Origin of the sequence: Hymenobacter sp. NBH84 (assembly GCF_014217645.1) — a bacterium.
GTDB lineage: Bacteria > Bacteroidota > Bacteroidia > Cytophagales > Hymenobacteraceae > Hymenobacter > Hymenobacter profundi.
In genome coordinates, this window is sequence record NZ_CP043644.1 from 3,840,476 (window position 1) to 3,866,779 (window position 26,304).

Consider the following 26,304-nt stretch of genomic DNA (forward strand, 5'->3'; position numbering starts at 1 on the left):
CTACCACCCTACCTGCCGCAGCAGCCAGCTCACGGCTGTGGCCTCCTCATCAAAGGAGTGATATACCAAGGGTAGGCCCTGTATTTTGGTGGTAATGTAGGCCGTGGCGAGGCGCGTCATCACATCCGGCGACACCAGTACGGCCCCGAAGCGGTAGCCTCCTTCCCGCACAGCGTGCGGTAGCCATTCGTTGGCTACCCACTCTTGCTCTTGAGGCGTGAAACGGCGCATGTTTACTTGGTTAATTAGAATCCGACCCCAACCATACTGCTGCAAGGCACGCGTCATGTGCGTAAAAAGTGCTTCCACATCCTTGGGGCCACGCGGCTGATTGCTCCATACCACCCGCAGAAAACCTGCCGAATCGGTCAGTAAACGACCAGCAGCATTCTCGAAGTACACAGTAGAAGAGGCAGCCATACGCATCAACGGCGAAGGTCTGACACCGACGCGGAATTACCAAATAGGCAGTAGTTGCCGCTGGCTCCTGCCGAGCCTATAACCCTCCGGACGCAGCAGCGTACAGCCAGGGAAGGCCGTTAGCCTAGCATACCTACCTTATACCCACCCTTTTCTCTCTTCTGTATGAAAATGCTTTTCCTACTCCTGGCTGGCGCTACCCTCTCGCTGGCTTCCTGCTCACAGGACCAAACAGCCATGGAGCGCGCCGAGGACATGCCCGCCGGCACGACTATCAAGGGTGCAGACGGCAGCAAAATCAAGAAGCAGGACGACGGCGACATCAAGATCAAAGACGCTGAAGGCAATAAAGTAAAGAAAGACGCCGACGACGGCGAAGTGAAAGTGAAGTAGCGCGTACTATTTCGCCTACCAACAAAAAAGCGCGGGGCAATTACCCTGCGCTTTTTTGCTTTCTACTGGTATAAGATATCTACTTCGTGGTGATAACCACCGCGCCGTTTTTGCCTTTTTCACCATAGCGCTTGGTGGCTTTTGCCGCGTCTAGCACGTAGATCGACGATAGTTGACCGTGCGCTATTTTCGATTGCTCCAACGTGGCTTCTTTGTCGTTCACCAGTAGCAGCCGGCCGCCCAGTTCGCCGGCCGACAGGCCGGTGCCGCTCATTACAGCGTCGTTTATTTTTTTCACCTCTGGGCTAGGAGGCGTGTAGGTGATATTGTGCTTTTTGTTGAACGCCTTCACCGCCTCCGAATCTTTATTCTTCTTGGTGGTGACGATAATAGCACCATTGGCTGCTGCAGGATCGAGCGTAGCCAACACGGCTTTGTCTTTCACAACGTTCATAACCTCAATTTCCTCTGGCTTAGTATCGTTCAGTGCTTCGTTCGAAGTCAACACGCCATCTACATAGTAGGCGAGCGGACCTTGTTTCGCCGCGCTTAGTTTAGGAGCCTGCGCTTGCGCCGATTGGCTGCCTAGGCCGCCAGCGACTAACAACAGCGTTACAATTCCTGCGGTAATGGTTTTGGTAGTTTTCATGATAATGGACTGCCTGTGCAGCTAGTTAGTTGATTGTGAATGTTTTTTGGTAATGACTATGACTACGTCGTTACGCCCTTTTTCGCCGTACTGTTCAATTGCTTGCTTGCCTTTTAGCACGTTTACGCTTTCAATGGCTTCAGCATTTATCTCGCTGATTTCTTCTTTGTCTACCGGTTCGCCGTTCAGGATATACAGCGCGTCGGGCAATTGCTTAAATCTTTCATCCCGCTGACGTATTTCTTCTCTTTCGCGGGCCTCTTTGGCAGGTCTCTCTGCTTCTTCTTTTTCAAACTCAGCACGCGTTTGAAAACCATATTTCTGCCGAAATGCTTTCGTTGCCGGCGAGTTTTCACCTGTTTTTGTAATCACTAAAAAAATGCGCTTAACACCTGGTCCAAATTCTCCTCTAAAGCGCCCCCCTGCTCCATGTATTTGCACTATGCCTATTTCAGGAATAGCTTCAACAGCAGCTTTACTACTCGGTTTACCATCTAAAAAGAACAGCGTACTGTCGCTCATGGCGTCAAACCTTGCTGATGAAGTTTTTCGTACTTCCATCTCATCACCCGCAGGCTCACCTTGCGGGGCACAGGCGAATGCCAGCAATGCTAATCCTGGTATCAGCAGCGCATACAACCCCAGATAGGCAGTAGCGGAACGCTTCTTGTTCATCATGGCAATGCGGTTTTTAAGAGTGAGAAAGGTGAAATGATTCGCTAGGGCCGCACTGGGCGCCAGCGTACTGAGCTTTAGCAGGCTATACTGGTAGGCTTTGGCATCGAGCAGGCCGGCGCGTAGCACGGCGCGGTCGGTAATGAACTCTAGGTTTTCCTGCACCGCCTGGCGCAGTAGCCACACCCCCGGATTGAACCAGCAAAAGACCTGCGCGAGTTGAGCCACCAATACATCTAGGGTGTGCCACTGTTGCACGTGCACCTGCTCATGGCGCAGAATGGCCGGCAGCTCGGAGGGTGCATGCTGATCGGGGTTGAGATAGACGGTACGCCCAAACGAAAACGGATTCATGGCGGCCCCTACCCTCCGGTACTGCTGTCCGTGCCACTGCGCCGGCCGTGAGGCTCGCCGGATGCGGTACAAGCCCGTTAGTTGCGCAAGCAAGCGCAGCAACAAAACGCCTACCCCTACCCAATACGCCCATTCGAGGCTGGTCCAATACGTGAAAGCAGGCGCGACGGCAGTGGGCAGGTAGGTCCAGGTTTCGCCCAGCACCTGCGTAGTGGCAGCCACCGGCCGGGCCAGCCACGCGCTGACATCTACTACCGGGTAAGCAGCCGAAAAGCCTACCGAGAACAGTAGATACCAGCGGTTGAGCGTGTAGAACGTGAGGCGGCGCAGCACCAGCCAATAACCGGCGTAGAACAGCAGCAATGCCCCATTCACTTGCAGCAGATAGAGGAGTAGCGCAGGCATAGCTAATCGCGTTTACCGTCCTCAATCATGCGGATAATCTCCTGCAACTCGTCGGCGCTGATTTTCTGCTCTTTCGCAAAAAAACGATACTACCTCTTTATAAGAGTTGCGGAAATAGTCGCTCACGAAATTGCTCATGAAGCGGCGTCGGTACTCCTCGTTGCGCACCAGCGGGGCGTAGCGGTAAGAGTTGCCCAGCTTTTCGGCGCGCACGTAGCCCTTGCGCTCCAGGTTGCGGATGGTAGAGGCTAGGGTGGTGTAGGGCGGCTGAGGCTCGGGTAGGCGCTCCAGCACCTCTTTCACAAAGCCACCATCCAGCTGCCACAGCACCTGCATGGCTTCTTCTTCGGGTTGGGTAAGTCGTTCCATATCAGTAAATACGATTCTTTCGTAATACTACGATTATTTCGTAATAAAGGATATGATGAGCCTCAAAAAAAGTGATGTCGCTACCTAATAAGGTAGCGACATCATATAAGACAAATACTAATAATTTTTTTTTAAGTATATACGCGTCAATTATATAACTATCTAAATTTATTGGTTTTCATCTGTTTTTTCAGAATATAACTTACAGAAATACCTGTTGTGATGTACCAATCCTTTTGTGCACTGCTGCCACGCAAGGCCCCCGGCACATCCATTTGCGCAGGCGTATCTTGGTCAGTCCGTGTAATGCTATGCCCAAAATAGCGAGCCGCAGGCGTCGATAGCTTAGCCATGCTCACGTAGGTGGTGCTCACGTCATCCAGGTAGTCGGTGAAAGTTTTGCGCCAACCCAGTTCCACGCCTACATCCATGTTCTTGGCCACTTTTAGGCGCACACCAGCGCCGAAAGGAATGGCTAACTGCGCGCGGTGGTAGTAACGGCCCTCTGTGCGTAGCGGCTGCAACTCCACTTGGGCGTCCGGTTTGAGGCCAGCCGGTACGGTACCACCATCCACGGTACCTTTCGGATTGAAATGAAAGCCGGCTATGCCCCCAAACACGTAGGGCACGATGGGCATACGGTTCACCGCCTGGCTGTGATTAGGCACCAGATCGAAGATACCTACTACCGATAGCTCCTGTATATTACTTGTGAAGTTTAGGTTGCGGTAGTAGCGGTACGCAGCTTCCTTGCCAGCAGCCTGTTGATCGGAGCCGGTGATGCGCCCAAACGACAAAGCGCCACGCACCGATACGTAAGGCGTTAGGCGTTGCGTAACGTGGAAGCCAAAACCCGGTCGCACAGCCGCCATCCGTACGCTAGCAAAACTAACGCGGGGGGTCAGGTCGCCAAAGTAATTGAAAGCGCTCAGGTTGGCGCCTACAGACAGGTACTGATTGGCTTTGGTGAAGGACTGTGCCTGTGCAGCGGGTGCTGTGCCCAGACCAGCTGCCGCCAGCAAAAAAAATAGGTAGTCTTTTTTCATAGCAGGAAAGAATGTTGGAAGGCGAAAAAACGGAATAGAAGTATTCTATGACCAACTCGTTACGCCGCGAGTCGTCGTCTTATCTGTTCTTGTTTAGCTTCTATCCTACCCCACCAAAGAGTAAGATGAACCTGTCACGGATTGGGGTATCACAAATGAGGCCGCAATTACCTAGCCTGTTGATTCACTTGCTTGTTAAGAAACCATTAGCTTCTCCATTGCAGACTGTCTCTTATCAAATCCTTTCTACCTAAAAGTAAAGGAGTACTATTTCGGTCTTTGCACTTTATACAAAAGCCCCTTGCGGAGGCAGTAGGTACACAGGGTACTTTCTGCCTCCACAAGGGGCTTGCACACAGCACTGGCTTTTGCCGCCGTTCTTACCAAATCTTCGCCCGGTCCTCGGCGTTGCGCACCATCTTCTGGCCGGGCTGGCAGCCGAAGGCTTCGTAGAACTGTGGCATGTTCATGAGGGGCCCAATGGTGCGGTACTGACCGGGGGAGTGGGGGTCAGTGAGGATTTGCTGACGCAGAGCCTCGGGACGAATGTTGGTGCGCCGCAACTGCGCCCAGCTCAAGAAAAAGCGCTGCTCGGGCGTGAAGCCGTCGTAGCGCGGGCGGGGCTTGCTGCCATACTTCTGCTGAAGTTGCTTTTGCAAAGCATCGTAGACAATAGTAAGACCCGAGAAATCGGCTAGGTTCTCGCCCATAGTCAGCTTGCCGTTCACGTACACCGAATCGAGGGGCGAGAAGGCCGAGTACTGCGTGCCCACCACGGCGGCGCGCTTGGTAAACTCCTCTCCATCGGCTTTGGTCCACCAGTCGCGCAGGTTGCCCTCCGAGTCGTACTGCCGGCCCTGGTCGTCGAAGGCGTGGGTCATTTCGTGGCCCATTACGCCGCCAATGGCACCGTAGTTCACCGCGTCGTCGGCCTTGGGGTTGAAGAACGGCGGTTGGAGGTAGCCCGCCGGAGACACGATTTCGTTCATGGCCGGGCTGTAGTACGCATTGATGGTAGGCGGCGTCATGCCCCACTCGGTGCGGTCGATGGGCTGGCCGTACTTTTCCACGTTGCGGGCGTAGTTCCACTGCCGGGCAGCCAGCACGTTTTGCAAGTAGGATTCGCGCGAGATATTCAGCGTAGAATAATCCTTCCACTTATCAGGGTAGCCGATTTTCACACGCAGGGCGTTCAGCTTTTTCAGGGCTTCGGTTTTGGTGGCGCTGCTCATCCAGGTGTTGGAGCGGATGTGCTCGGCCATCGATTCCTTGATGTTGGCAAGCATATCCAAGGCCTTCTGCTTGGCCTCCGGCGAAAAGGCTTTATCTACATACAGCTGCCCAAACGCTTCGCCTAAGGTACCATCGGTAGCGGCCAGCATGCGTTTCCAGCGGGTAGGCTGCTGCTTAGTGCCGCTCTGTACCTGCTGAAACCGGAACGCGGCATCGGAGTAGGCCTGGGGTAGTGCCGACGTAACAGATGATACCAACTGCCATGTGAGGTAGGTTTTCTGCTCTAGCAGCGGCGTGCTTTGCAGCACCGTGTTCAGCTCCTGAAAGAAGGCCGGCTGCCCCACAATCACCTCTTGCACGGCGCCCAGGCCGTTTTGTTTCAGCATGTCGCCGAGGCCCACAGCAGGGTAGGCGCGGTCGAACTCCGCCAGCGGCATCTTATTGTAGTTGGCGTAGGGGTCGCGCAGCTCCACGCGGCTTTTGCTGGCGCGGGCCAGGCGCGTTTCCAGGGCCAGCACGTTGGCCGCTCTCTGCCGGGCCGTAGCGGGTGCATTGCCCAGCAGTTCAAATACCGTCGTCATATACTCTACGTAGGCGTTGCGCACGGTGGTAGAGCGGACGTCGTCTTTGAGGTAGTAGTCGCGGTCGGGCATGCTCAAGCCGCCCTGGTTCAGGTTCACGGCATAGACCGAGCTGTTTTTGCGGTCGGGGCTGACACCGGCACGGAAGTAGGCGCCCGTGCCCAGTGTTTGCTGGTGGGCCAGCTCCCGGCGCAATGCGTCGCGGCTGATGATGGCGTCGATGCGGCGCAGCTCGGGTTGCAAGTACTTTAACCCGGCGCGGTCCAGCCCCACCGAATCCATACCAGAGGCGTAGTAGTCGCCTACCTTTTGCAGGTTGGAGCCCTTAGAAGCGCGGGTGTTGGCGGCATCTTCCAGAATCTGCTTCAGCAGCGCCTGCGTCCGGTCGCCGAGCAGGTTGCGCGGCCCCCAGCTGGAGGCATAGGCCGGAATGGGGTTGTTGCGTAACCAGTTGCCACCGGAGTAGTGAAAGAAATCGTCGCAGGGCGACACGGTGGTGTCCAGATCGGCCACATCGAGGCCCACGCCAGGAAGTATGGGGCCTGCAGCTTTGGACGCGGCGGCGGTAGCGGTAGCGTTGGTTGCCGTGCGGTAGCTACCAGCGCAGCCTGCCAGCACGGCCGCCGCTGTCAGGTAAGACAGTATAGGTTTATTCATCATCAGAACAAGATACGAAACTGTTCCAATGACTCTTTTGAGCGGCGCAGGCTGCGCTACGTCTCGAAAATCGGCAATCAGCCCACGCTTGCCCTACCTGACTGCGATGGTGACGAAGTAAAAGTTTAGAACATCTCGTAGCAGTAGTAGTCGCGGAGACGGAAGATCAAGCCGTCTTTCAATTCAAACACCCGGCAAAAATGACCGGTCAGGATTTGCCCAGGCACCACACGCTGGTTGCGGATGCTCATCTCACCGCGCCAGCGAATCTCCGCTACCACCGTGTTGTCGTTGCTAGTCACGAAGTTCCAACCGGCCAGCTCCTGCCGGGATAGTAGCTCCCGACCGTGGCGGATACCGTCTATAATGCCTTCAAAGTCGCGGCGCAGGCCCTGCTTGTTATGCAGATTCGGAAACTCAATCTCTTCTACTTCTGGATGCAATACCGGCGTGTAGGCAGCATAGTCGATTACGCAGGACTCCGCTAGCTGTAAGAATTGTTTGACTGTGTCGAGGGAAGCAGGCATGGATGGGATGTTATAAACAAAACGGGTACAATATAAGCAAGGAAAAAAGGAAGTCCTTACTCTTTCCAGACAAGATTTGCCCTTGAAATTGAGGCTGATGCGCTATGCACGACCGAGGCCCCTTCACAAACATATTGCCACGGCTATGGGTAGTACAGCAAATACTTCCGTATGCGCACGATTAAAGCCCAGCACCGCGCCGTTAGCGCCCCCATTGCCGATCTTACTACCTACAGAGCGCTGCCCACGCCGGCCGTGGAGCACATCGACCCTTTTTTGTTTCTGAATCACCACGGTCCGCAGGTGTACCGGCCCGGCAACCGGGGCCTGCCTTTCGGGCCGCATCCGCACCGGGGCTTCGAAACGGTAACCTTTATCCTGGCCGGCGACATTATGCACCAAGACAGCAGCGGCCATCAAAGCGTGATTGAGGCCGGGGGCGTGCAGTGGATGACGGCCGGCAGCGGTTTGATTCATAGTGAAATATCTTCGGACCACTTCAAACAAACGGGTGGCGACCTGGAAATATTACAGCTCTGGGTGAACTTGCCGGCCCGGCACAAAATGGTGCCGCCACACTACCAGGGCTTGCAGAAAGCCGATATTCCGGAAGTGACGCTGGCCGACGGCCGAGCCCGCCTGCATGCCGTATCGGGCACCTGGGCCGGGCAGGCCGGGGCGGTGCAGCCGCTGGCCGATATTCAACTGGCTACTATTGACTTAGAAGCCGGTGCCATGCTGGACTTCACCATTCCGGCTGCCCGCAGCATCTTTTTCTACACCATTCGCGGCAAGCTGCGCGTGAACGGGCAGGAAACAGAGGCCCGCACCCTTACCGAGTTCCACCACGATGGAGACGACCTGCACATCGAGGCGCTGACCGATGCCGTGCTGCTGCTGGGCCACGCCCTACCCTTCCAAGAGCCCATTGTGGCCTATGGGCCGTTTGTGATGAACACGGAGCAGGAAATTCAGCAGGCCTACCAGGATTACCGCGCCGGGCGCTTTGGTACTTGGCAGCACTAGCATGCAGAACATTACTGATAGCCACCCTACCTCGGCAGGGCTGTAAACCCTGTCGGAGCTGATCCTGATGAGTCGTTTGGCTGATTTCCTTTTTTCGTTTTTTCGCTTTTTCCTCTGTGCGCCCTCCTTCCTGTCTGCTCCTGCTTCTGCTGTGTTTTATCGCTACTCACAGCCGGGCTCAAACCCAGCGAAACCGTATTGCAGACCATAACACCCTTGGCTGGCTGGTGTATAACGGCGACAACCAGATAAGCAAGAAATGGCAGCTGCACAGCGAGTTGCAGCTACGGCGCGTGCACCTCGGCACGGACCCGCAGCAGCTGCTGGCCCGTTTGGGTGGCATCTACCAGCTTTCCGATCGGGTGAAGGTGTCGGGTGGCTACACGCTGCTCATCACCTACCCCTACGGCGACTACCCCACCGCCGCCAGCGGCCGGAGCGAGCCGGAGCACCGGCTATATGAAGACGTGTCGCTGAAGGATGCGTTAGGGCGGTTAGAGCTCACGCACCGCCTGCGGCTGGAGCAGCGCTGGCAGGCTCAATTTGTGGAGAAATCGATAGAAAGCTGGTGGTTTCAAAACCGAATTCGCTACCAACTCAGCTTGCAGCTTCCCCTCATCGGCCCTACCCTCGACAACCAAGAGCCCTACCTCACGGCCTTCGACGAAATCTTTATCAGCTTCGGGCGCAACGTGCAGAACAACGTGTTCAACCAAAACCGCCTAGCGGGCGGGGTAGGCTACCGTTTCAGCGACCATTTCCGGCTGGATGTGCAGTACCTCTACCAAATCACGCAGCACGAGGAAGACGCCCCCGGCACCAACACGCCCGTGTTTGAGTACAACCACGGCATCCGCACGGTGCTGGCCTACGATCTAGATTTCACCAAGTAAGCCCCTACCCCCACACCTTGGTGCCCTCGGTGCAGTTGCGGCACATCTCAATCTGGTCGCGGCCTTTGAGTAGGGCCGCACGGAACCGGCGGTACTTCTCGCCCTGCCAGAGCTGGCGAAAGGTCTGCGTTTTCAGGTCGCCGAGGCGGTATTCGGCATCCTTGTCGAAGCAGCAAGGTACTACCAGGCCGTCCCAGGTAATCACACAGGAGTGCCACATTTTCCAGCAGTGATTCAGCAGGCGGTTTTTCAGGCTGAAAGTGCCGTTGCCGTTGTTCTGGTAGCGCGAGTAATAATCGATGGTAGGGATAAGGGGCGAGCCGTTGTGGTAGTCGTAGATCTGGGCGGTTTTAAACCACACGTCGTCTACACCCAACTCGCGGGCCATGCGCCGGGCATCCTCAATCTGGTGCTCGTTGGGGCGCACCACCAAAAACTGAAACACGATGCGCGGCGTGCTCGATTTCAGCTCCTTACGCCACCGCACCACGTTGCGGGTGCCTTCCAGCACCTTGTCGAGCTTGCCGCCTACCCGGTACTGCTGATACACCTCCTGGGTGGTGCCGTCGAGGGAGATGATAAGGCGGTCGAGGCCCGACTCTACGGTGCGGCGGGCGTTTTTGTCGTTGAGGTAGTGGGCGTTGGTGCTGGTAGCCGTGTAAATACCTTTGGCCACGGCGTACTGCACCAAGTCCAGAAACTCGGGGTGCAGGTAGGGCTCCCCCTGAAAGTAGAAGATCAGGTACCACAGCCGCGAGGCCACCTCATCAATGGTGCGTCGGAACAGCTCGGCTGGCAACATGCCGGTAGGCCGCGTGAAGGAGCGCAGGCCGCTGGGGCACTCGGGGCAGCGCAGGTTGCAGCTGGTGGTCGGCTCGAATGATAGGGCCATGGGTAGGCCCCAGTGCCGGGCTTTGCCGGTGAGCTTGCTGAGCACATAGCCCCCTACCACTTGCCCGGTGTTTAGCACACGGCGGGGCGTGGTTTTGGAAAGCAGCGTAAGCGCGTCGCGCACCAGTGAAGTCATAGAGGAAAGTAAAAGTCGGGAAAGCAACTGAAAGCAGCCTGCCCTATCACCAGTGGGTAGGGGCAGAAATGAACAGCGCCTTCTCAACCCGAGAAGGCACTGTTAGTTTTAATAACGCTGTGCGAACTGCGTAAGGCAGCCCGGTTTCAAAGGGCTACTTACCTGCCGAACTTGCCGGCATAATGCCGGAATACGTACCAGCCTTCCCGAACGACTCCTTAATCTCGTCGACGGCGGCGCGGCTGCTCAGACGCTTCGGCTTGGTATTAAGGAAGGTCCCATCCTCGGCCAGCAGAATATACGTGGGCACGTCCTGCACGCCGTAGGCGCGGGCTATAGCCGCCTTCATGCCGCCGTTGGCGCGCACGTGCACACCCGGCAGCTTGCGGCTGATAACCAGTTGCTTCCAGGCACCTTCGTTTTCATCCAGCGCCACATTCAGGAACACAATATCCTTGCCCTCAAACTTTTTGGCTAGTTCCACGGCATAGGGTAGGTCGCGCAGGCTGAGGCCGCTGGTGGTGCGCCAGAAGTTGACGTATACCAACTTGCCCGCAAAATCCCGCAGCGAAACGGAGTCACCTTGGGCGGTACGTAGGTGAAACTCGGGCGCCGGCGAGCCGATAGCGAAAGTTTTGTGCAGGTTGAAATCCTGTACCAAAATGGGGTAATACTGATTATCCTTGTCGATTTTCCGGAAGTCTTCCAGCATGGCCGCCGACTGCTTCACGTGCCCAAACCGAAACGACTCCTGCAATACCCGCCCCAGGATGATGGGCTTTACGGGGCCGCTCAGCTTCTGCTTGGCCAAGTCATAGCACACCAGGTAGAAATCGGGGTCGGTGCGCTGATGCTTGTCGGCGGTAGCCAGGTAGTGCACGTAGTTGAGCAGGAATTCCTGGTATAGCTCGTTTTGCGTGGCCGAAGGGTTTTCGATCAACGCTTTATCATTCAGGAAATCATAGTACGTGGGCGACATTTTCAGGCGGCCCTCTGTGTTTACTACCTGCTCGCGCAAATCCGGGAACGTGAGCCGGTCGTTGGCGTAGCTATAGGTGATGGTGGCCTTGGCATAGTCGCGGAAAGCTTTCGACATATCTACCCCCTCGGTGCCCCGCTCCATAAACTTCTCTTCCTGCTTGCGGCGATAGTCCAGAAATGACAGGAAAGGCGCTTCGTAAAGCATAATATTATCGGGCAGCACCTGGAAACCGTCGTTTTCCACAAACGACGCATCCACTTCCGATAAGTAGCTGTTCGCCTCGGCGCCCTTGCCTTTGTACTTAACGGAAGAGGCCAGATCGTTGCCTTTGAAACGCACATCGAGCGCGTAGCCGGGCTCCAAGAAGAGGTCGGTCACGTCATCGTTATATACCAGGTCGGCGCGGGTAGGGCCGTTCACTTTCAGCGCAAGTCGGAACTCCCCTTTGTCGCTAACGGGCGCGTAGGTGATCTGCTCTTTAGGGTCGAGCGGGTTTTCGCGTAGCGATACGGCCACCGAGTCGGCCGTGCGCCCACTGATTTTACCTGTGATAACTACAGTACCCTGTCCCTGACTGGAGAAGGAGGCCAAGCACCCTACAAGTAGGGCTAGAAAGGAAGAAACGCGGAAGGAGAGCATCGGGCGGAGAAGTCTGGCGGAAGACTAAAAAACCAACATCATGATTTTGTCCTACCGTATCATGAAATAGACCATATAAGCAATGGCATTCGCGGTAAAAGACAATTATTTAATCGAAGATACTAGACTTCCATATAGGATATTCAATCCAAACGAAGTCTTTTTTCGTAACCCCGGCGCTGTCGATACGTTTCGCTAGCGCCGCAGTTGCACCTTGTCAACAATAGTAATGCCACGGCTGCTACACCGTGGCATTACTTCATAGCTAGCACGCAATTTTATTTACCCAAACAGACCACTCAGCACCTCATCGAGGCGGCCAGCAGGCTGCACCCGAATGCCGTAACGGGCCAAATCCAGGCCGCGGGCGTTGAACTGGGAAATGTACATTTCAGCAAAGCCCAGCTTCTCAGCTTCACCCAAGCGCTGATCGAGCCGGCTCACGGCCCGGATTTCACCGCTTAGTCCTACCTCGGCGGCCAGGCATACCTCCCCTCGAATCGGAATGTCGTTGAGGGAGCTGACCACGGCGGCGCACACGGCCAAGTCCAGGGCGGGGTCGTCGAGGCGCAGACCGCCGGCAATGTTTAGAAACACATCGTGCTGACCCAGGCGCAGGCCTGAGCGCTTTTCCAACACGGCCAGCAGCATTTGCAAGCGCTTGCTGTCGAAACCCGTGGCCGAGCGCTGGGGCGTGCCATAGGTGGCGGGCGTCACAAGGGCTTGCACCTCTACCAGCAGCGGGCGGTTGCCTTCCAGGGTAGCCCCAATGGCCATGCCGCTCAACTCCTCGCCGTGGCGCTGGGAAAGCAGAATTTCCGAGGGGTTGCTCACCTGCCGTAGCCCGGCGCCCTGCATCTCGTAGATGCCCAGCTCAGAGGTAGAGCCAAAGCGGTTTTTGGTGGTGCGTAGGATGCGGTAACTCAGGTGCCGGTCGCCCTCAAACTGCAACACAGTATCCACCATGTGCTCCAGGATTTTGGGGCCGGCAATACTGCCGTCTTTGGTGATATGGCCGATGAGCATCACCGGCACGCCGGTTTCCTTGGCGTACTTCAGCAGCTCGGCGGTGCATTCGCGCACTTGGCTCACCGAGCCCGCCCCCGACTCTACCAGCCCCGAGTGCAGGGTTTGGATGGAGTCGATGATGAGGATGTTGGGCTGAAGCTGGTCAATCTGCTTGAAGATGTTCTGGGTGTTGGTTTCGGTGAGGATGTAGCAGCCGGGGTGCTGGTCGCCCAGGCGCTCGGCGCGCATCTTGATCTGCTGCTCGCTTTCCTCGCCCGACACGTAGAGCACCTTCAACCGCCTGAGCGACATGGCAATCTGCAACATCAGCGTGCTTTTGCCGATGCCCGGCTCGCCGCCGATGAGCACCAGCGAGCCGGGCACAATGCCGCCGCCCAGCACCCGGTTCAGCTCGCCGTCCTGGGTGGCAATGCGGGCTTCTTCTTCGTAGTGAATCTCGCTTACGGGCCGGGGCTTGGCCACTTTACTAAGGGTAGGCGCCGCGGTAGGGGGCTTCCAGGAGCCCGCCACTTTGGTGTCTTCTTTCTGCACCACTTCCTCCACGTAGGTATTCCACTCGCCGCAGCTGGGGCAGCGGCCGATCCACTTCACGGATTGTGCCCCACAGTTCTGGCAGAAATAAAGGGTTTTGATCTTGGCCATTGACTACTGAATGTGAACTACTATAACTGGTAGGAGCCGCTAAAAAGTTTGGCAAGAAACGGCTTTTTAGCAGACACCTTTTGGTACCGTTCCTATCCGTGTAGCCTATTAGGATTATAACCTACTTCGCTGTAAGTCAGGATTGTTGCTTACAGTCAGCTTATAATGGTTTATGCACACCATATGAATATTTATATGTTTCTATTAGCCATCTTTCCCATATTGATACACAAGACCATTAGCTTCATGACCGTGATAAGCTATTTTATTTATATTTTTTCATAAAAAATATGACTCATATAAATATAAATTAAAATATAAATAGTTACATTATTAGCAACATCATAAAACATATAAACTTCTGATTTTTAGTTTATTAATTAAATAACACTATCTTATCCAGTTAGCAGCTAGAGGCATATTCTATAGCACAATACCTTATTTTCATAATACTTCTATTTTGGTCAATAGTATCTTTTTATCCTATTTTTGTACAGAAATAAATAAACCTTCCCAAATAGGGAATTTATAAATTCCTTCTACCTTATCTTATGAATCACGCTTACTGCTTTTGGCTGGGATTATCTCTCAGCGCGTTTGCTTTTAACGCTCACGCTCAGGCGGTAGGCGTTGGCACTGCTACCCCCGACGCTAACGCGGCGCTGGACATTTCTGCGGGTGCTAATAGCAACAAAGGTCTATTAATCCCGCGCATGACGCAGGCCCAGCGTACGGCTGTCACTACCACTTCGGAAGGAATGCTAGTGTATCAGACCAATGGTACTCAACCGGGTTTCTGGTATTTTTCTAGCGGTGCTTGGGTAGCACTACCTTCAGGCCAGGCTACCAGTTCAGCCTGGCAGCGCAGCGGTAATACGGGTACTGATCCGGGTACCAACCCGGGAGTGGAAGGAAATACTAGTCCCGGCACCGACTTCATAGGTTCTACTGATAACAAAGATTTGGTATTCCGAACTGGTAATACTGAACGCTTGCGCATCACTACCGACGGTAGCCTGTACAGCCGCTCTACCTACGGCCTGATCCTAAATGCCAGTGATGCGCCCCTGATTACCCGTGGTTGGGACAAATTCACAAGCGGCGCTTATGCTGGCTTAGGCCGTTGGGGAATATTTATGCGTGCTAGCTCGCTATCCTCGGGCATTCCGGATGAAGGAGGTAAAACGTTTAGCTGGGTGACGTGGTCAGCAAATTCCACTATCAGTAAAAACCTGATGACCCTAACTCAGACCGGTAATTTGGGTTTGGGAACTGATGCCCCCGCCATTCGTCTTAGCATTGTAGGAACAGGAGCTGCAAATCCCAATGCAACCGGCACTACGCAGAGCGGCGGCCATATTGCCCGCTTTCGCGATAATGGCAGTGTGAGCCTGGATTTGGGTAGCAGCGGCACCAACGGCAACTGGCTACAGAGCACCAACCCTACCGATCTGAGCACCAATTATGCTCTTAAGCTGAACCCCAACGGCGGTAATGTAGGAATTGGCCTAAATGGTACCACCGCTCCTACCAGCACGCTGAGCGTGGGCGGCGCTGTAGCCATTCCATATGTAACTACCGGTACTGCTACCAGCTTAATCTTGGATAATACGCATCAGACGGTGCGGCGCTTGGCGGCCTGCACAACCATCACTGTACCTCAGGCCAGCACCTGCCCCGGACGCTTGTATACTATTATTAATGCCCGCAGCACGGGCTCTGAGGTGACGCTCAGCGTAGTGTCCGGAAATATTTACGATGACGTGGAGGGCAGCAATTTGTCTTCGCTGTCTGCGGGCAGCCGTATTTCCATCCAAAGTGATGGCATGAACTGGATTGTAATCGGACGCTAATCACAGGATGCTTTGCTACTCCCCATGGCTCCTATGAAACAGCTCTATCCTACGCTATTACTGGCCTTGCTGGCCGGTCCGTTGGCTGCCCAAACGCTCACCAACAACGGCGGCATCCTGACAGTGCAGCAGGGCGCGACGTTATATATTCCGGGTGCGCTCGATAACAAAGCGAGTAGCACACTCACCAATGCGGGCACACTTTGGGTAGCGGGTAACCTCACCAACGCGGGCACAGTAGCTTCGTCGGGGCTGGTACTGCTGAGCGGAACCGCGGCCCAAACGCTGACGCCGGGCGGCGCTAGCGTAGCCCAACTGGAAGTGAACAACACCAGCGCCCAAGGCGTGAGCGTGCCCACCGATTTGGGCATCACTCAACAGCTGAAGCTAACTGCTGGCATGGTACGAACCGCGGCCAACGCCATCATCAGCCTAACCAACGAGGCCAGTGTAAGTGGTGAGGCTACTGGCCGCTACGTGCAAGGCAACCTGCGCGTGACGCGTACTAACGTGACTAGCGCCACTAACTTCACCAACAGCGCTACCATTGGTGGTAACGGGCAGAACCTGGGCCAGGTGACGGTGACGCGCACAGCCGGCCTGGCTACGGCTGGTACCAGCTATGGCACCTTCGGTAACAACAAAAGCATTGACCGAATCTGGACCGTGACGACGAGTACGGCGCCTACCGGTGCCGTGCCCATCACGCTGGCCTGGCTGCCCGACAATGACAACGGCCTCACCGATTTTTCTCGCGTTCTGATTTGGCGGCAGGCTACGGCCACTGCTCCTTGGAACGGGGCGGGGGCCGCCGCGGACGCCTCCACTACCCGCAGCATCAGCACCACTACCACCAGCTTTGACCGTCTGACGATCAGCAATCAAAGCAATCCTCTGCCCGTGGAACTGACTCGGTTCTTGGCCGCGCGCCGCGCCAACGATGCCTGGCTGAGTTGGGCGACGGCATCAGAAAAAAACAGCGCCCATTTCGACGTGGAAGTGAGTGTGGATGGGCAAAAATTTCAGAAGGTGGCTGAGGTAGCCGGCCAGGGTACTACCAGCCAGCGCACCAACTATACCTACACGGATAGTCGTGTGGCCCGCTACGACGCACCGCTGCTATACTACCGTCTGCGCCAAGTAGATACAGATGGCACAACCTCCTACTCGACGGTGCAAATCTTGACGGTGAGCACAGCGGCGCAAACTTTGGCCGTACAGCCGTTTCCTAACCCATTCGGCCAGTCGTTGGTAGCGCGCATTCTGGCACCGCAGGCGGGCATTACTACCCTAACACTAACCGATGCTACGGGCCGCACGCTGTGCACCCGGCAACTGGCCCTACCCAGTGGAACTTCCGACATATCATTACCGGAAGTAGCTAGCTTACCAACTGGTATTTATTTTCTGGCTATTCAGCAAGCTGCTGCCCGTCGCATGGTGCGGGTAGTGAAGCAGTAGGCTAACTAGAAAATCGACTAGCTTACAGTACGCCCAACGGCCCGGCTACCACATTGGTAGCCGGGCCGTTGGGCGTACTGTAAGCTAGACATATTGCCCAAAAGATTGTTCTTGCTCTGAATACTCGCTGTAGATGTTCTTACAGACACGCTAGCAGTCAACCGCATATTCAGAATAAGTAAGCCATGGTAACCTCCACCGCCAACCTCACGGTTATTACGGCCTTCGCCGATTTGCCTGCCGAAGTGCTCGACTGGCTGCACGCTCACGGCGAAATACGGGAATATCCGAGTGGCGCCGAAACGATGACGCCCGGCGCGCCCATTGATTACCTGCTGGCCGTACTGCGCGGTGGCATTCAGTATTTTTCGGTGCAAAATGGGCAGCGCGAGCCTAAGTTTCGGGCTACGGCGGGGCAGATAACCGGGCTGCTCCCCTACTCGCGTTTACAAGCTGGCAAAGGCTACGGCGTGACCCTGGGCGACACCACCATCTACCGCCTGCACCGCGACCAATTTGCCGCGCTAGAAAGCGTAAGCCCCGAGCTGGTACAGCGCCTGGTGGGCATGATGAGCGACCGGGTACGCGAGGAGGCCCGCTCGCAGGAGCGCGACGATAAGCTGCGCGCCCTGGGTAAGCTATCGGCGGGGCTGGCGCACGAGCTGAACAACCCCGCCGCCGCCATTGCCCGCGCCGCTGCCAACCTGAGTGAGCAGACGGCCGCCGCGCCTACCCTGCTGCGCGCCCTGGGCGAGCATTGCCTCGACCCGGCCGCTCTTATTCAGCTGACAGCCTTGGCCACGGCCACCCCCATCGGCAACGCCACGCCCATGTCGGCGCTGGCCTGCGCCGACCGGGAGGATGAGTTGGTAGACTGGTTGGAAGACCAAGGCGTACCCGATGGCTATACGCTAGCAGCCAGCCTATTGGAAGCGGAGCTGGCCGTGCCCGAGTTAACCATTATGGCTGACCAGCTACCCCAAGCGGCTCGCCCAGCGGCCTTTGCCTGGCTGGCCAGCCACCTCACCACCCAGCGCCTGCTGCGCGACATCCAGGAGGCCGGTAGCCGCATTACGCAGCTGGTGACGGACGTGAAAACCTACTCCCACATGGACCGCGGCACCGACTACGCCCCGCTCGATGTGACGGCTGGCCTGCGCAGCACGCTTAATATTTTGAGCTACCCCCTGCGGCACAAGCACATTACGGTAGTGCGCGAGTTTGCGCCCGACTTGCCCCGCGTGCGGGGGCAAGCCAGCAGCCTCAACCAAGTCTGGACCAATCTGCTCGACAATGCCATCGACGCCCTACCCGACCAAGGCGGCGAAATCACGTTGCGCACCCGGCTGGAAAACGGGTTCGTGCAGGTATGCATCATCGATAACGGCCCTGGCATTCCGGCCGACGTGCTGCCGCGTATCTTCGAGCCGTTCTTCTCTACCAAGCAGGCCGGCGCGGGTTCGGGCCTGGGCCTCGACATTGCCCAGCGCATCATTGCCAACCACGGCGGCAAGCTGGAGGTCAGTTCCGTGCCCGGCCGCACGGAGTTTTGCGCCTGGTTGCCGGCGTAGGGGCGCGTTGTACGCGCCCCTCGTTGTTTATTCAGGTTCATTCGGTAGTTTCCTCCGAGAAATTCTGGCTTACCCTCTGCCGGGCGCGTGTTACGCACTTCCTACTCTAAACTGCCCTACCCCGCTGGGCGCGTGCAACGTGCCCCTACCCCACAACCCTAATGGCTACCGATAAAAAACCGATTATTCTTGCCGTTGATGACGACCCGCAGGTGTTGAGCGCCGTGGACCGCGACCTGCGCCGCGAGTTTCGGCGCGACTACCGCATTCTACGCGCCTCGTCCGGCGATGAAGCGCTGGAAATTATCCGCGAGCTGCACCAACGCCAGGAGCCGCTGGCCCTCATTCTGGCCGACCAGCGTATGCCTGGCCTGGAAGGGGTAGAGCTGCTGGAACAGGCGCGGGCACTCTTTCCCGATACCAAGCGCGTGCTGCTCACGGCGTATGCCGATACCACGGCCGCCATCCGGGCCATCAACAACGCCCACCTCGACTACTACCTGCTCAAGCCCTGGGACCCACCGGAGGAATTGCTTTACCCCAGCCTGCGCGACTTACTGGCCGCTTGGCAGGCCACCTACCGCCCCCGTTTCGAGGGGCTGCGGTTGATTGGGTTTCAATGGTCGCCGCTTTCGCATGAGCTGAAAGACTTTCTGGCCGGCTACATGGTGCCCTACCAGTGGCTCGACTACGAGAACAACCCCGATGCGGAAGGCCTGCTGGCCGGCACCGAGTACACCGCCGCCGATTTGCCGGTGGTTATTTTTGAGGATGGCACCGCCCTGGCCCGGCCCGAGCGGGCGGCCATTGCCACCAAAATAGGCTTGGCATCCAAGGCCGCGCAGGAGCTATACGATGTGGTGGTGGTAGGCGCCGGGCCGGCTGGGCTGGCCGCCGCCGTATATGGCGCTTCGGAAGGATTGAAAACGCTGGTGATTGAGCGACAGAGTCCTGGTGGTCAGGCCGGTACCAGCACCCGCATCGAAAACTACCTGGGCTTTCCGACAGGCCTGAGCGGTGCCGAGCTGACCCACCGCGCCTGGATGCAGGCCACCCGCCTGGGTGCCGAGCTGCTGGCCCCGCAGGAAGTACAGGAAATGTGCGTGCAGGATGGCTACTATAAAGTACTGACCCTGACCGACGGCAGCGAAATCCGCACCCGCGCCGTGGTGCTGACCACCGGCGTGAGCTACCGCCAGCTGCAAGTGCCCGGTATGGACCGCCTCAACGGCGCGGGCATCTACTACGGCGCCGCCCGTACCGAGGCGCGCTCCTGCGAGGCCCGCGACGTGTACATTGTGGGCGGCGGCAACTCGGCAGGGCAAGCTGCTATGTACCTAGCCACCTACGCCCGCCACGTCTACATCCTGATTCGGGGCGAGTCGTTGGCGGCCAGCATGTCGGCCTACCTGATTGAGCAGATCGGCGACACGGCCAACATCACCATTATGCCCTACACGCAGGTACAGGAGGTGCGCGGAGAGGGACATTTGGAAGAAGTCGTTATCAACAACAATGGCCAAGTAGAAGCGCGCGAGGCGCAGGCGCTGTTTATCTTCATTGGCACCAAGCCTAGCACCGAGTGGATACAGGATAGCGTGATTTGCGACACCAAAGGATTCCTGCTCACCGGCCGCGACCTGGTAGCCGACCCGCGCTACCCCCAGGCTTGGAAGCACAACCGGGAGCCCTACCTGCTCGAAACCTGCGTGCCCGGCGTATTCGCGGCCGGCGACGCCCGCACCGGCGCCATGGCCCGCGTGGCCTCGGCGGTGGGCGAGGGCTCAATGGCCATTAAGTTCGTGCACCAGTATCTGGATGAGTAGGGTAGGAAACGCGGGAATTTGCCCGTCATACTAAACGGAATTCGGAACGTTATTCCGAGCTTGATAGGCTGACGAAAGCGCAAGGAAACGCAAAAATAGCGTGGGTGTCAGATTGCCCGGCGGCGGTGCGCTACACGCGGTTTTGTGGAAACGGCTGGCGGCGGCTCATTCTTTCTGCTTATTCTTCCGAAACACAACACTATGCTGCCCGGTATAGATGGCACCGTCGCCATAACGCCGACGGCTTCTTGCATGGCTGATTTTACAATTTCCCGGCTGGCCGTCGGGCTACTGCTGGGCGCCCTGGCAGCGGCCACCACAAGTTGCGACCTGCTCGAATTTAGCCCGAATGACACCCGCGCCCCCGCTTCGGAGCGCGACCTGACGCGCAAAAACCTGGCGGCCTTGGCCCAGCAGCCCGTGCCCACCAGCGGCGACACGCTCCGTTTTGTGTTCACCTCCGACTCGCAACGTTATTACGACGATGTTCCGCCCCTGGTAGCCAGCATCAACCAACAGCGCGGCTTGGCGATGGTGCTGGTAGGCGGCGATATTTCCGATTTCGGTCTGGCTCGGGAAATGCGCTGGGTGAATGATGAATTCAAGAAGCTGAACGTGCCCTACCTCACGGTGGTGGGTAACCATGATTTGACGCAGAACGGGCGCGAGGCCTACCAGAAAATATTTGGTCCGCTGAACTACTCGTTCACCTGCGCCGGCACGCGCTTTATCCTAGTGAACACCAACGGCCGCGAGTACGAGTTCAACGGCCACGTGCCCGATGTACCCTGGCTGCAACAGCAGCTAGCCGACACGGTAGGCGTACGCCGCCAGGTGGTGATGGCCCACGTACCACCCGACGATGGCGACTTCGACGCGGCCGTGACGCCCGCCTACACCAATGCGCTGGAGCAGGCGCCGCGCTTGGTGCTGCACCTCACCGGCCACAACGACAAATTCTACGTACGCCAGCCCGTTCCAGGGCGCGTCACCTACGTCAGCGGCTACAGCGTGGCGCAGCGCAACTATTTGGTGCTCACGCTTTGGGGCCGGCATCAGTACAAGCTTGAAACCATATCGTATTAGTATGCGGCACACAGCTACTCTTTTCGCGGGGCTGCTACTGAGCGGCTGGTCAGCCACGGCGCAATCCACCGAGGGCCCTACCCCGCGCCCCTGGTACGTGCCCGACCACGCTGTGCTGCAAACTGGTGGCGGCATTGGGATGATAACGGCTGGCGCAGGCTACTCACCCAGTTCGCATCCGCATCGCTTCGATGCCGATGTGCTGGTGGGCTACGTGCCGGCGCGCTACACTGGACACCGGGCCTTTGCCATTTTCACGGCTAAAGCTACGTACTCGCCGTTTTCGGTGCGGCTGGCGGAGCGGTGGCGCCTACTGCCCTTGTCGGTGGGCGGGCTGGTGAACTATACGCCTGCTGCCCAGATCAACCGCAACAGCGCCGACAAATACGGCTACCGTGGCTACTATTGGTGGACGCCTACCCTGCGCGCCGGGGCCTTTTTGGGTAGCCGGGTAGCCCTGGCACTACCCCGCGCTACCGGCGGCAAGCGCGAAGTTTCGCTTTATTATGAACTGGGCACCAATGATTTATACCTAGTGAGTTATCTACCCAACCATAAAGGCCTAAGTCTGGATCAGATACTGACCTTGGGCGTGGGCGTGAAGGTGGATTTGTAAATTGTCGGAACATGCTGCTTAAAAAAGCCGCGTTAGGTTCTGTTGGATCTACCCGCACAGAATCTACGCCGAAATAGCTGGACATGTAGCGGTTATAAGGTGTATTGTAGACTGGTAAGATGTCGTAACCACGAATTAGTACGTAGCGGGGCACAACATGCCGGATGGGCGGAAATTCCACATTGGTATGCGGCGCTTGGTGGGCAATGCGGCGGAGCGCAGTATAGCGCTGCTCCATTTGCTGACTCCAGGTAGGAGCCTCCACGAGTAGCTCCCGCCACGCCCGCCATATGGGGGCAGCCACTACTACACACAGCAATAGCAGGCTGATGTGCCGGATGGTTTGCAGAGGAGTTGTATTTCCTGTAGTTGGCGAAGCTGGCAATGCAGCCCAGCACGCTGCTAACCACCCTAGTAGCATCCACCACAGTAGTACATTGGCACAGCGCGCTACAATGTATTGCGTAGCAATTTCAATCTGCATTAAAAATGCTCCCCAAAAAACACCAGCCAGCAGCGCAACGGCACTATAGCCTAGTGGCAACCGGAAACCAGCAGGTCGAGCTTTTGCCAGGCGAGTGGCCCACGGTTGTAGCAGCAGTGGCACCACCAAAAGTAGCAAGGTAGTAGGCTGCCAGAGCAAGAGTTGCAACGCCTTCATCAACCACGCAGGATTCCAGAACGCGAGAAACTTTGCTGGCAAACTCGCCGCAACATCATTCGAATTCTGATTAAGCCGATTCATGTAGCTCGGCGCCATACTGTCAATCAGCACCGCAATGGTTAGCAACAGCAATAAGCCTAGCCACACGCGCAAGTTTCGATGCTCCCTCCGTTTTAGGCTTACTGCGCCTGCAACGATAAAAAGCCATCCTAATAGAGTAACTACCAGCTCGCTGGAGCCTCCCACAAACAGTGTAGCTCCGGCGGCGGCAGCCCACCATAGCCGTCGGGTGGTAGCATAAGTTGCGCGGTGTGCACGCACAACGAGTACCGGAATTACCAGCAGCAACAAGCTGGCTATATGGTGTGTGGCTTGAGAAGAAAACCAGTAGAGTGCAGATTGAATATCGGGTATTACCGCCACAAACACCAGAAACAACCCTACTGTCAGCATAAATACTTGCCATGTAGTAAACACACGGCCTGTAAGGCTACGGATACTTCCCCATAGAGCAGCTAGTGTCAATGAAATAATGGTCAGGTTAGCTAGCCATATTCCGCTCTGCCAGCCATAGGATAGCGGATTGCATACTGTTAGCAGAAAAGAGGCTATATACCGGCCATTCCAATACTGGTACATGAAAGCCTGCGTATCCCAAACGCCATGTTCGCGGAATACAACAGCAAAAATATAGTCGTCTAGGTAAGGCTGATTGTAGAAGCAGAGCAGCAGGAAAGGCAGCAGTGCCAGTAGTAGCAGCAGCGACATCCCTATTTTGTACGAACGCGTACGAATTGATGCAAACACAGATAAGGAGGCGTTACTCTTCACTTGCAGGTATGGGCTAAGACCTGTTTCACTGAACTACTTGCCACTGCTATCTGATTTCTGCCTACCCGCCAAATACTCCTGGCTGGCTTCGCTGAGCAGGCGCAGAATATCGGCCCGCTGTTGGAGTAGGCTTTCGCCCTCGGCTGGCTGTTGCCTGAATAGTTTTGATGCCCGCAGTCGGTGCCGGCGGGCTTCTAGGTTGTTCCAATAGCTCAGGGCGTAGAAGCCCGTGATGGGTAGGCTGAGGAAGTACAACGCCGTCCAACGCCAATCTTTGGTGTAGTGGTGCACCAGCGCCGTTTGGGCCGCGTAGCTGGCGCTAAACGTGATAATGCCCACCGACAGCAGCAGCGGCGCCACAAACTCCACATCCTTTGTGGCGCGCTTGGCCACCACAGAGGGTAGGATATAAGGCACGTAGTTATTCAGCACCCCATACAAATACACCGGTAGGCCCAGCACCAGCTTGGCCGTCGTCTTCACGGCCCGCGTGAGGCGCGACGACCGGGGCTCTTGCGGCTCTAAGGCTTCGTCGGTGAGGCGCAGGCGGTGTAGGTCACCAAGGTAGGCGGTCAGCTTTTCGCGCACTTCGTTCAGCCTATTCGGGTCGTGGTGCTCGAAATACGTTACGGCTTGTAGCAGCGTGCGGCTCAGCTGGAAGTTGTCGTAAAGCGTGTTGGGGTCGTCGTCAGGATTGAGGTGGTCGCCAAAGGTGCGCTCGATGTTTAGTACCAGCTCATCTTCCGACGCATCGCGGGTGATGACCAAGTGCTTTTCCATGCGCTGCCGGATTTCCTCAGTCAGCGCGTCGGCGGCGGCTTCGGGGTCCTGGCGGTAGGCGGCGGCGTAGTCGGCCACCCGAATCAGGCGGGCCGGGTTCACCAGCACGTCGGAGCGGAAGTGAGTAGGGTCGAAGTAGTTGATGCCAATGGGTAGAATGTGCAGGCCCAACTGAAAGTCGCGCCGGGCCTCGGCACCCAGCGCAATGCGGGCGGCACCGGTTTTAAGCGGACGCAGGCGCCGCTCGCTCACGCTGGTGCCTTCCGGGAAAATCATCAGCGTGCCGCCCCGGTCAAAGTGGTCGTAGCTGCGGCTGAAAGCGGCCTCGTTGCGGGCCGTTATTTCCTCCGGCGTCAGCTTTTCGGCGCCGCTCTCCGTATCCTGCCGCCGATACACCGGAATACAGTTGCCCGATTCCATTACGGCCCGCAGAATCGGATTTTTGAAAAACGTGCTTTTCGCCAGGAAGAACACCGGCTCGCGACGGTTGGCAGCCACCACCAGCGGGTCCATCAGGGTGTTGGGGTGGTTGCTGGCGATTAGCAGCGGTCCTTTGGTTTGCAACCGGTTGTGCCGCCGGATTTCAAGCTTGCGGAAAAATACGCGCAGCGCCACCTGCACCACGGGCTTCATGACGGTGTAAAAGAGCATGGGCCTAAATACGGGGGATTTTCGCGTACGGGCAAGTTTCTTTTATACTGATGTCATTCTGCTTTCTCCTGTCATCCTGAACGCAGTGAAGGACCTTTTCACGTGAGAACGAGTCGTTGGTACGCTCGTCGTTCTCACGTGAAAAGGTCCTTCACTGCGTTCAGGATGATAGCCAAACTTAAATAGCCCCTACCCTACTCCGCCTTCTTGCTCATCACCTTGTTCTGGCGGTTGATGGACTCCAGGTGAATGGCATCGAGGTATTTCAGGATGAAATCTTCGGTGAGGCCCAGCTTGGCACCTTTCTGCACGCCGCGGTCCAGGATGTCGTTCCAGCGGGCCGTTTGCAGGATGGTGATGTTGTTGTCGCGCTTGTACTCGCCAATGCGCTCGGCAATCTGCATGCGCTGACCCAGCAGTTGCAACACCTCGTCGTCGATGTGGTTGATTTGCTCGCGCAGCTTGGCCAGAGCGCTCAGGAACTCCTGCTTATCGGTGGTTTCGCGGCGCCAGTGCAGACCTGCCAACAGCTCGCCCAGGCGTTCGGGCGTCACTTGTTGCTTGGCATCACTCCAGGCATTGTCCGGGTCGATGTGCGACTCGATAATTAGGCCGTCGTAGTCCAGATCAAGAGACTTTTGGGCTACCTCGGCCAGCATGTGACGGTTGCCGCAGATGTGGCTCGGGTCGCAGATCATGTGCATGTGCGGCATCCGGCGCTTCATCTCAATGGCCAAGTGCCACATGGGCGCGTTGCGGTACTGCGTGTTGCCGTACGACGCAAAGCCCCGGTGAATTAAGCCAATCTGCTTCACGCCGGCCTTCGCAATACGCTCCACGGCGCCCGTCCACAGTTCCAGGTCGGGGTTGATGGGGTTTTTGATGAACACGGGCACGTCTACGCCGCGCAGGGCGTCGGCCACTTCCTGCACCGAGAAGGGGTTTACGGTGGTGCGAGCGCCAATCCACAGGGCATCCACATCGAAGGTGAGAGCATCTTCTACGTGACGAGCCGTGGCTACCTCAATGGTAGTAGGTAGGCCGGTCAGCTCGCGGGCTTTCTTCAGCCAGGGTAGGCCCTTGGTGCCAATTCCTTCGAACAAACCGGGCTTGGTGCGGGGCTTCCAGATGCCGGCGCGCAGCATGTCTACCTGGCCGGTGGCGGCCAGTTGCGTGCAGGTAGCAATCAATTGCTCCTCCGTTTCGGCCGAGCATGGTCCGGAGATAATCAGTGGTTTCTTGGCGGCCACGGCCGCGCCCAGCGTCTGGGTTTCGAGGGAAGTGTTCATAAAGAGTATGAGAGATTGTGTTATCCTGAGTGGAGCGAAGGACCTTATTACGGCTGAACGATCATGCGTCAGATAGTTATTATCAACCGTATTGTTTTGTCGTGATAAGGTCCTTCACTTCACTCAGAA

General features: G+C 56.8%; 21 protein-coding genes. 8 read left to right on the top strand and 13 right to left on the bottom strand.

Annotation, left to right across the window (positions count from 1 at the left end; translation table 11 throughout):
* Positions 1–420 (bottom strand): hypothetical protein, encoded by a 420-nt coding sequence (locus F1C16_RS16130; RefSeq protein WP_185281645.1) that lies wholly within the window; start codon positions 418–420, stop codon positions 1–3.
* A 165-nt stretch (positions 421–585) separates the two neighbouring features.
* Here F1C16_RS16130 and F1C16_RS16135 point away from each other — a divergent pair, with 165 nt between their 5' ends.
* Positions 586–813, top strand: a complete 228-nt coding sequence (locus F1C16_RS16135) for a hypothetical protein (protein WP_185281646.1) — start codon at positions 586–588, stop codon at positions 811–813.
* A 79-nt stretch (positions 814–892) separates the two neighbouring features.
* Here F1C16_RS16135 and F1C16_RS16140 read toward each other — a convergent pair whose 3' ends face one another.
* From F1C16_RS16140 to F1C16_RS16165, 6 genes are all read right to left on the bottom strand, one after another.
* The gene (locus F1C16_RS16140; RefSeq protein ID WP_185281647.1) at positions 893–1,462 is read right to left on the bottom strand and encodes a hypothetical protein; all 570 of its coding nucleotides are present in this window, start codon (positions 1,460–1,462) and stop codon (positions 893–895) included.
* Between the two features lie 21 nt (positions 1,463–1,483).
* Positions 1,484–2,896 (bottom strand): M56 family metallopeptidase, encoded by a 1,413-nt coding sequence (locus tag F1C16_RS16145; protein ID WP_185281648.1) that lies wholly within the window; start codon positions 2,894–2,896, stop codon positions 1,484–1,486.
* A gap of 21 nt (positions 2,897–2,917) precedes the next feature.
* Positions 2,918–3,265, bottom strand: a complete 348-nt coding sequence (locus F1C16_RS16150) for a BlaI/MecI/CopY family transcriptional regulator (protein WP_258048937.1) — start codon at positions 3,263–3,265, stop codon at positions 2,918–2,920.
* Between the two features lie 158 nt (positions 3,266–3,423).
* Positions 3,424–4,311, bottom strand: coding sequence for a DUF6089 family protein (locus tag F1C16_RS16155; protein WP_185281649.1), 888 nt, complete (start codon positions 4,309–4,311; stop codon positions 3,424–3,426).
* Between the two features lie 380 nt (positions 4,312–4,691).
* Positions 4,692–6,785 carry a M13 family metallopeptidase gene (locus F1C16_RS16160; RefSeq protein WP_185281650.1) on the bottom strand — a complete coding sequence of 698 codons (2,094 nt, stop codon included), beginning with the start codon at positions 6,783–6,785 and terminating at the stop codon, positions 4,692–4,694.
* 122 nt (positions 6,786–6,907) lie between these two features.
* On the bottom strand, positions 6,908–7,309 hold the full coding sequence (locus tag F1C16_RS16165) for a nuclear transport factor 2 family protein (protein WP_185281651.1): 402 nt from the start codon (positions 7,307–7,309) through the stop codon (positions 6,908–6,910).
* Positions 7,310–7,480: 171 nt separating this feature from the next.
* Between F1C16_RS16165 and F1C16_RS16170 the strand changes: the two genes are divergently transcribed.
* Together F1C16_RS16170 and F1C16_RS16175 are read left to right on the top strand one after the other, a co-directional pair.
* Complete coding sequence (locus F1C16_RS16170) at positions 7,481–8,335, top strand: pirin family protein (protein ID WP_185281652.1); 855 nt, start codon at positions 7,481–7,483, stop codon at positions 8,333–8,335.
* 116 nt (positions 8,336–8,451) lie between these two features.
* On the top strand, positions 8,452–9,228 hold the full coding sequence (locus tag F1C16_RS16175; RefSeq protein ID WP_258048938.1) for a DUF2490 domain-containing protein: 777 nt from the start codon (positions 8,452–8,454) through the stop codon (positions 9,226–9,228).
* A gap of 4 nt (positions 9,229–9,232) precedes the next feature.
* On the opposite strand, the gene F1C16_RS16180 is transcribed toward F1C16_RS16175, so the two are convergent.
* From F1C16_RS16180 to radA, 3 genes are all read right to left on the bottom strand, one after another.
* Positions 9,233–10,255, bottom strand: a complete 1,023-nt coding sequence (locus tag F1C16_RS16180) for an SPASM domain-containing protein (RefSeq protein WP_185281653.1) — start codon at positions 10,253–10,255, stop codon at positions 9,233–9,235.
* A gap of 154 nt (positions 10,256–10,409) precedes the next feature.
* Positions 10,410–11,828 carry a TlpA disulfide reductase family protein gene (locus F1C16_RS16185; RefSeq protein ID WP_185281654.1) on the bottom strand — a complete coding sequence of 473 codons (1,419 nt, stop codon included), beginning with the start codon at positions 11,826–11,828 and terminating at the stop codon, positions 10,410–10,412.
* 330 nt (positions 11,829–12,158) lie between these two features.
* The gene (gene radA, locus F1C16_RS16190; protein ID WP_185281655.1) at positions 12,159–13,547 is read right to left on the bottom strand and encodes a DNA repair protein RadA; all 1,389 of its coding nucleotides are present in this window, start codon (positions 13,545–13,547) and stop codon (positions 12,159–12,161) included.
* Positions 13,548–14,098: 551 nt separating this feature from the next.
* On the opposite strand from radA, the gene F1C16_RS16195 reads away from it, so the two are divergent.
* From F1C16_RS16195 to F1C16_RS16215, 5 genes are all read left to right on the top strand, one after another.
* Positions 14,099–15,400: a hypothetical protein gene (locus F1C16_RS16195; RefSeq protein WP_185281656.1), complete on the top strand. Its 1,302-nt coding sequence runs from the start codon at positions 14,099–14,101 to the stop codon at positions 15,398–15,400.
* Between the two features lie 33 nt (positions 15,401–15,433).
* On the top strand, positions 15,434–16,861 hold the full coding sequence (locus F1C16_RS16200; protein ID WP_185281657.1) for a T9SS type A sorting domain-containing protein: 1,428 nt from the start codon (positions 15,434–15,436) through the stop codon (positions 16,859–16,861).
* A 185-nt stretch (positions 16,862–17,046) separates the two neighbouring features.
* On the top strand, positions 17,047–18,432 hold the full coding sequence (locus tag F1C16_RS23240) for a sensor histidine kinase (protein ID WP_185281658.1): 1,386 nt from the start codon (positions 17,047–17,049) through the stop codon (positions 18,430–18,432).
* 161 nt (positions 18,433–18,593) lie between these two features.
* Positions 18,594–20,258, top strand: a complete 1,665-nt coding sequence (locus F1C16_RS16210; protein WP_185281659.1) for an FAD-dependent oxidoreductase — start codon at positions 18,594–18,596, stop codon at positions 20,256–20,258.
* 252 nt (positions 20,259–20,510) lie between these two features.
* Positions 20,511–21,344 (top strand): metallophosphoesterase, encoded by an 834-nt coding sequence (locus tag F1C16_RS16215; RefSeq protein WP_185281660.1) that lies wholly within the window; start codon positions 20,511–20,513, stop codon positions 21,342–21,344.
* Positions 21,345–21,817: 473 nt separating this feature from the next.
* On the opposite strand, the gene F1C16_RS16220 is transcribed toward F1C16_RS16215, so the two are convergent.
* The 3 genes from F1C16_RS16220 to F1C16_RS16230 all read right to left on the bottom strand — a co-directional run bounded on the left by F1C16_RS16220 (position 21,818) and on the right by F1C16_RS16230 (position 26,175).
* On the bottom strand, positions 21,818–23,392 hold the full coding sequence (locus F1C16_RS16220) for a hypothetical protein (protein WP_185281661.1): 1,575 nt from the start codon (positions 23,390–23,392) through the stop codon (positions 21,818–21,820).
* 96 nt (positions 23,393–23,488) lie between these two features.
* On the bottom strand, positions 23,489–24,886 hold the full coding sequence (locus F1C16_RS16225; protein WP_185281662.1) for a lysophospholipid acyltransferase family protein: 1,398 nt from the start codon (positions 24,884–24,886) through the stop codon (positions 23,489–23,491).
* A 194-nt stretch (positions 24,887–25,080) separates the two neighbouring features.
* On the bottom strand, positions 25,081–26,175 hold the full coding sequence (locus tag F1C16_RS16230) for a chorismate mutase (RefSeq protein ID WP_185281663.1): 1,095 nt from the start codon (positions 26,173–26,175) through the stop codon (positions 25,081–25,083).
* Between the last annotated feature and the right edge of the window lie 129 nt (positions 26,176–26,304).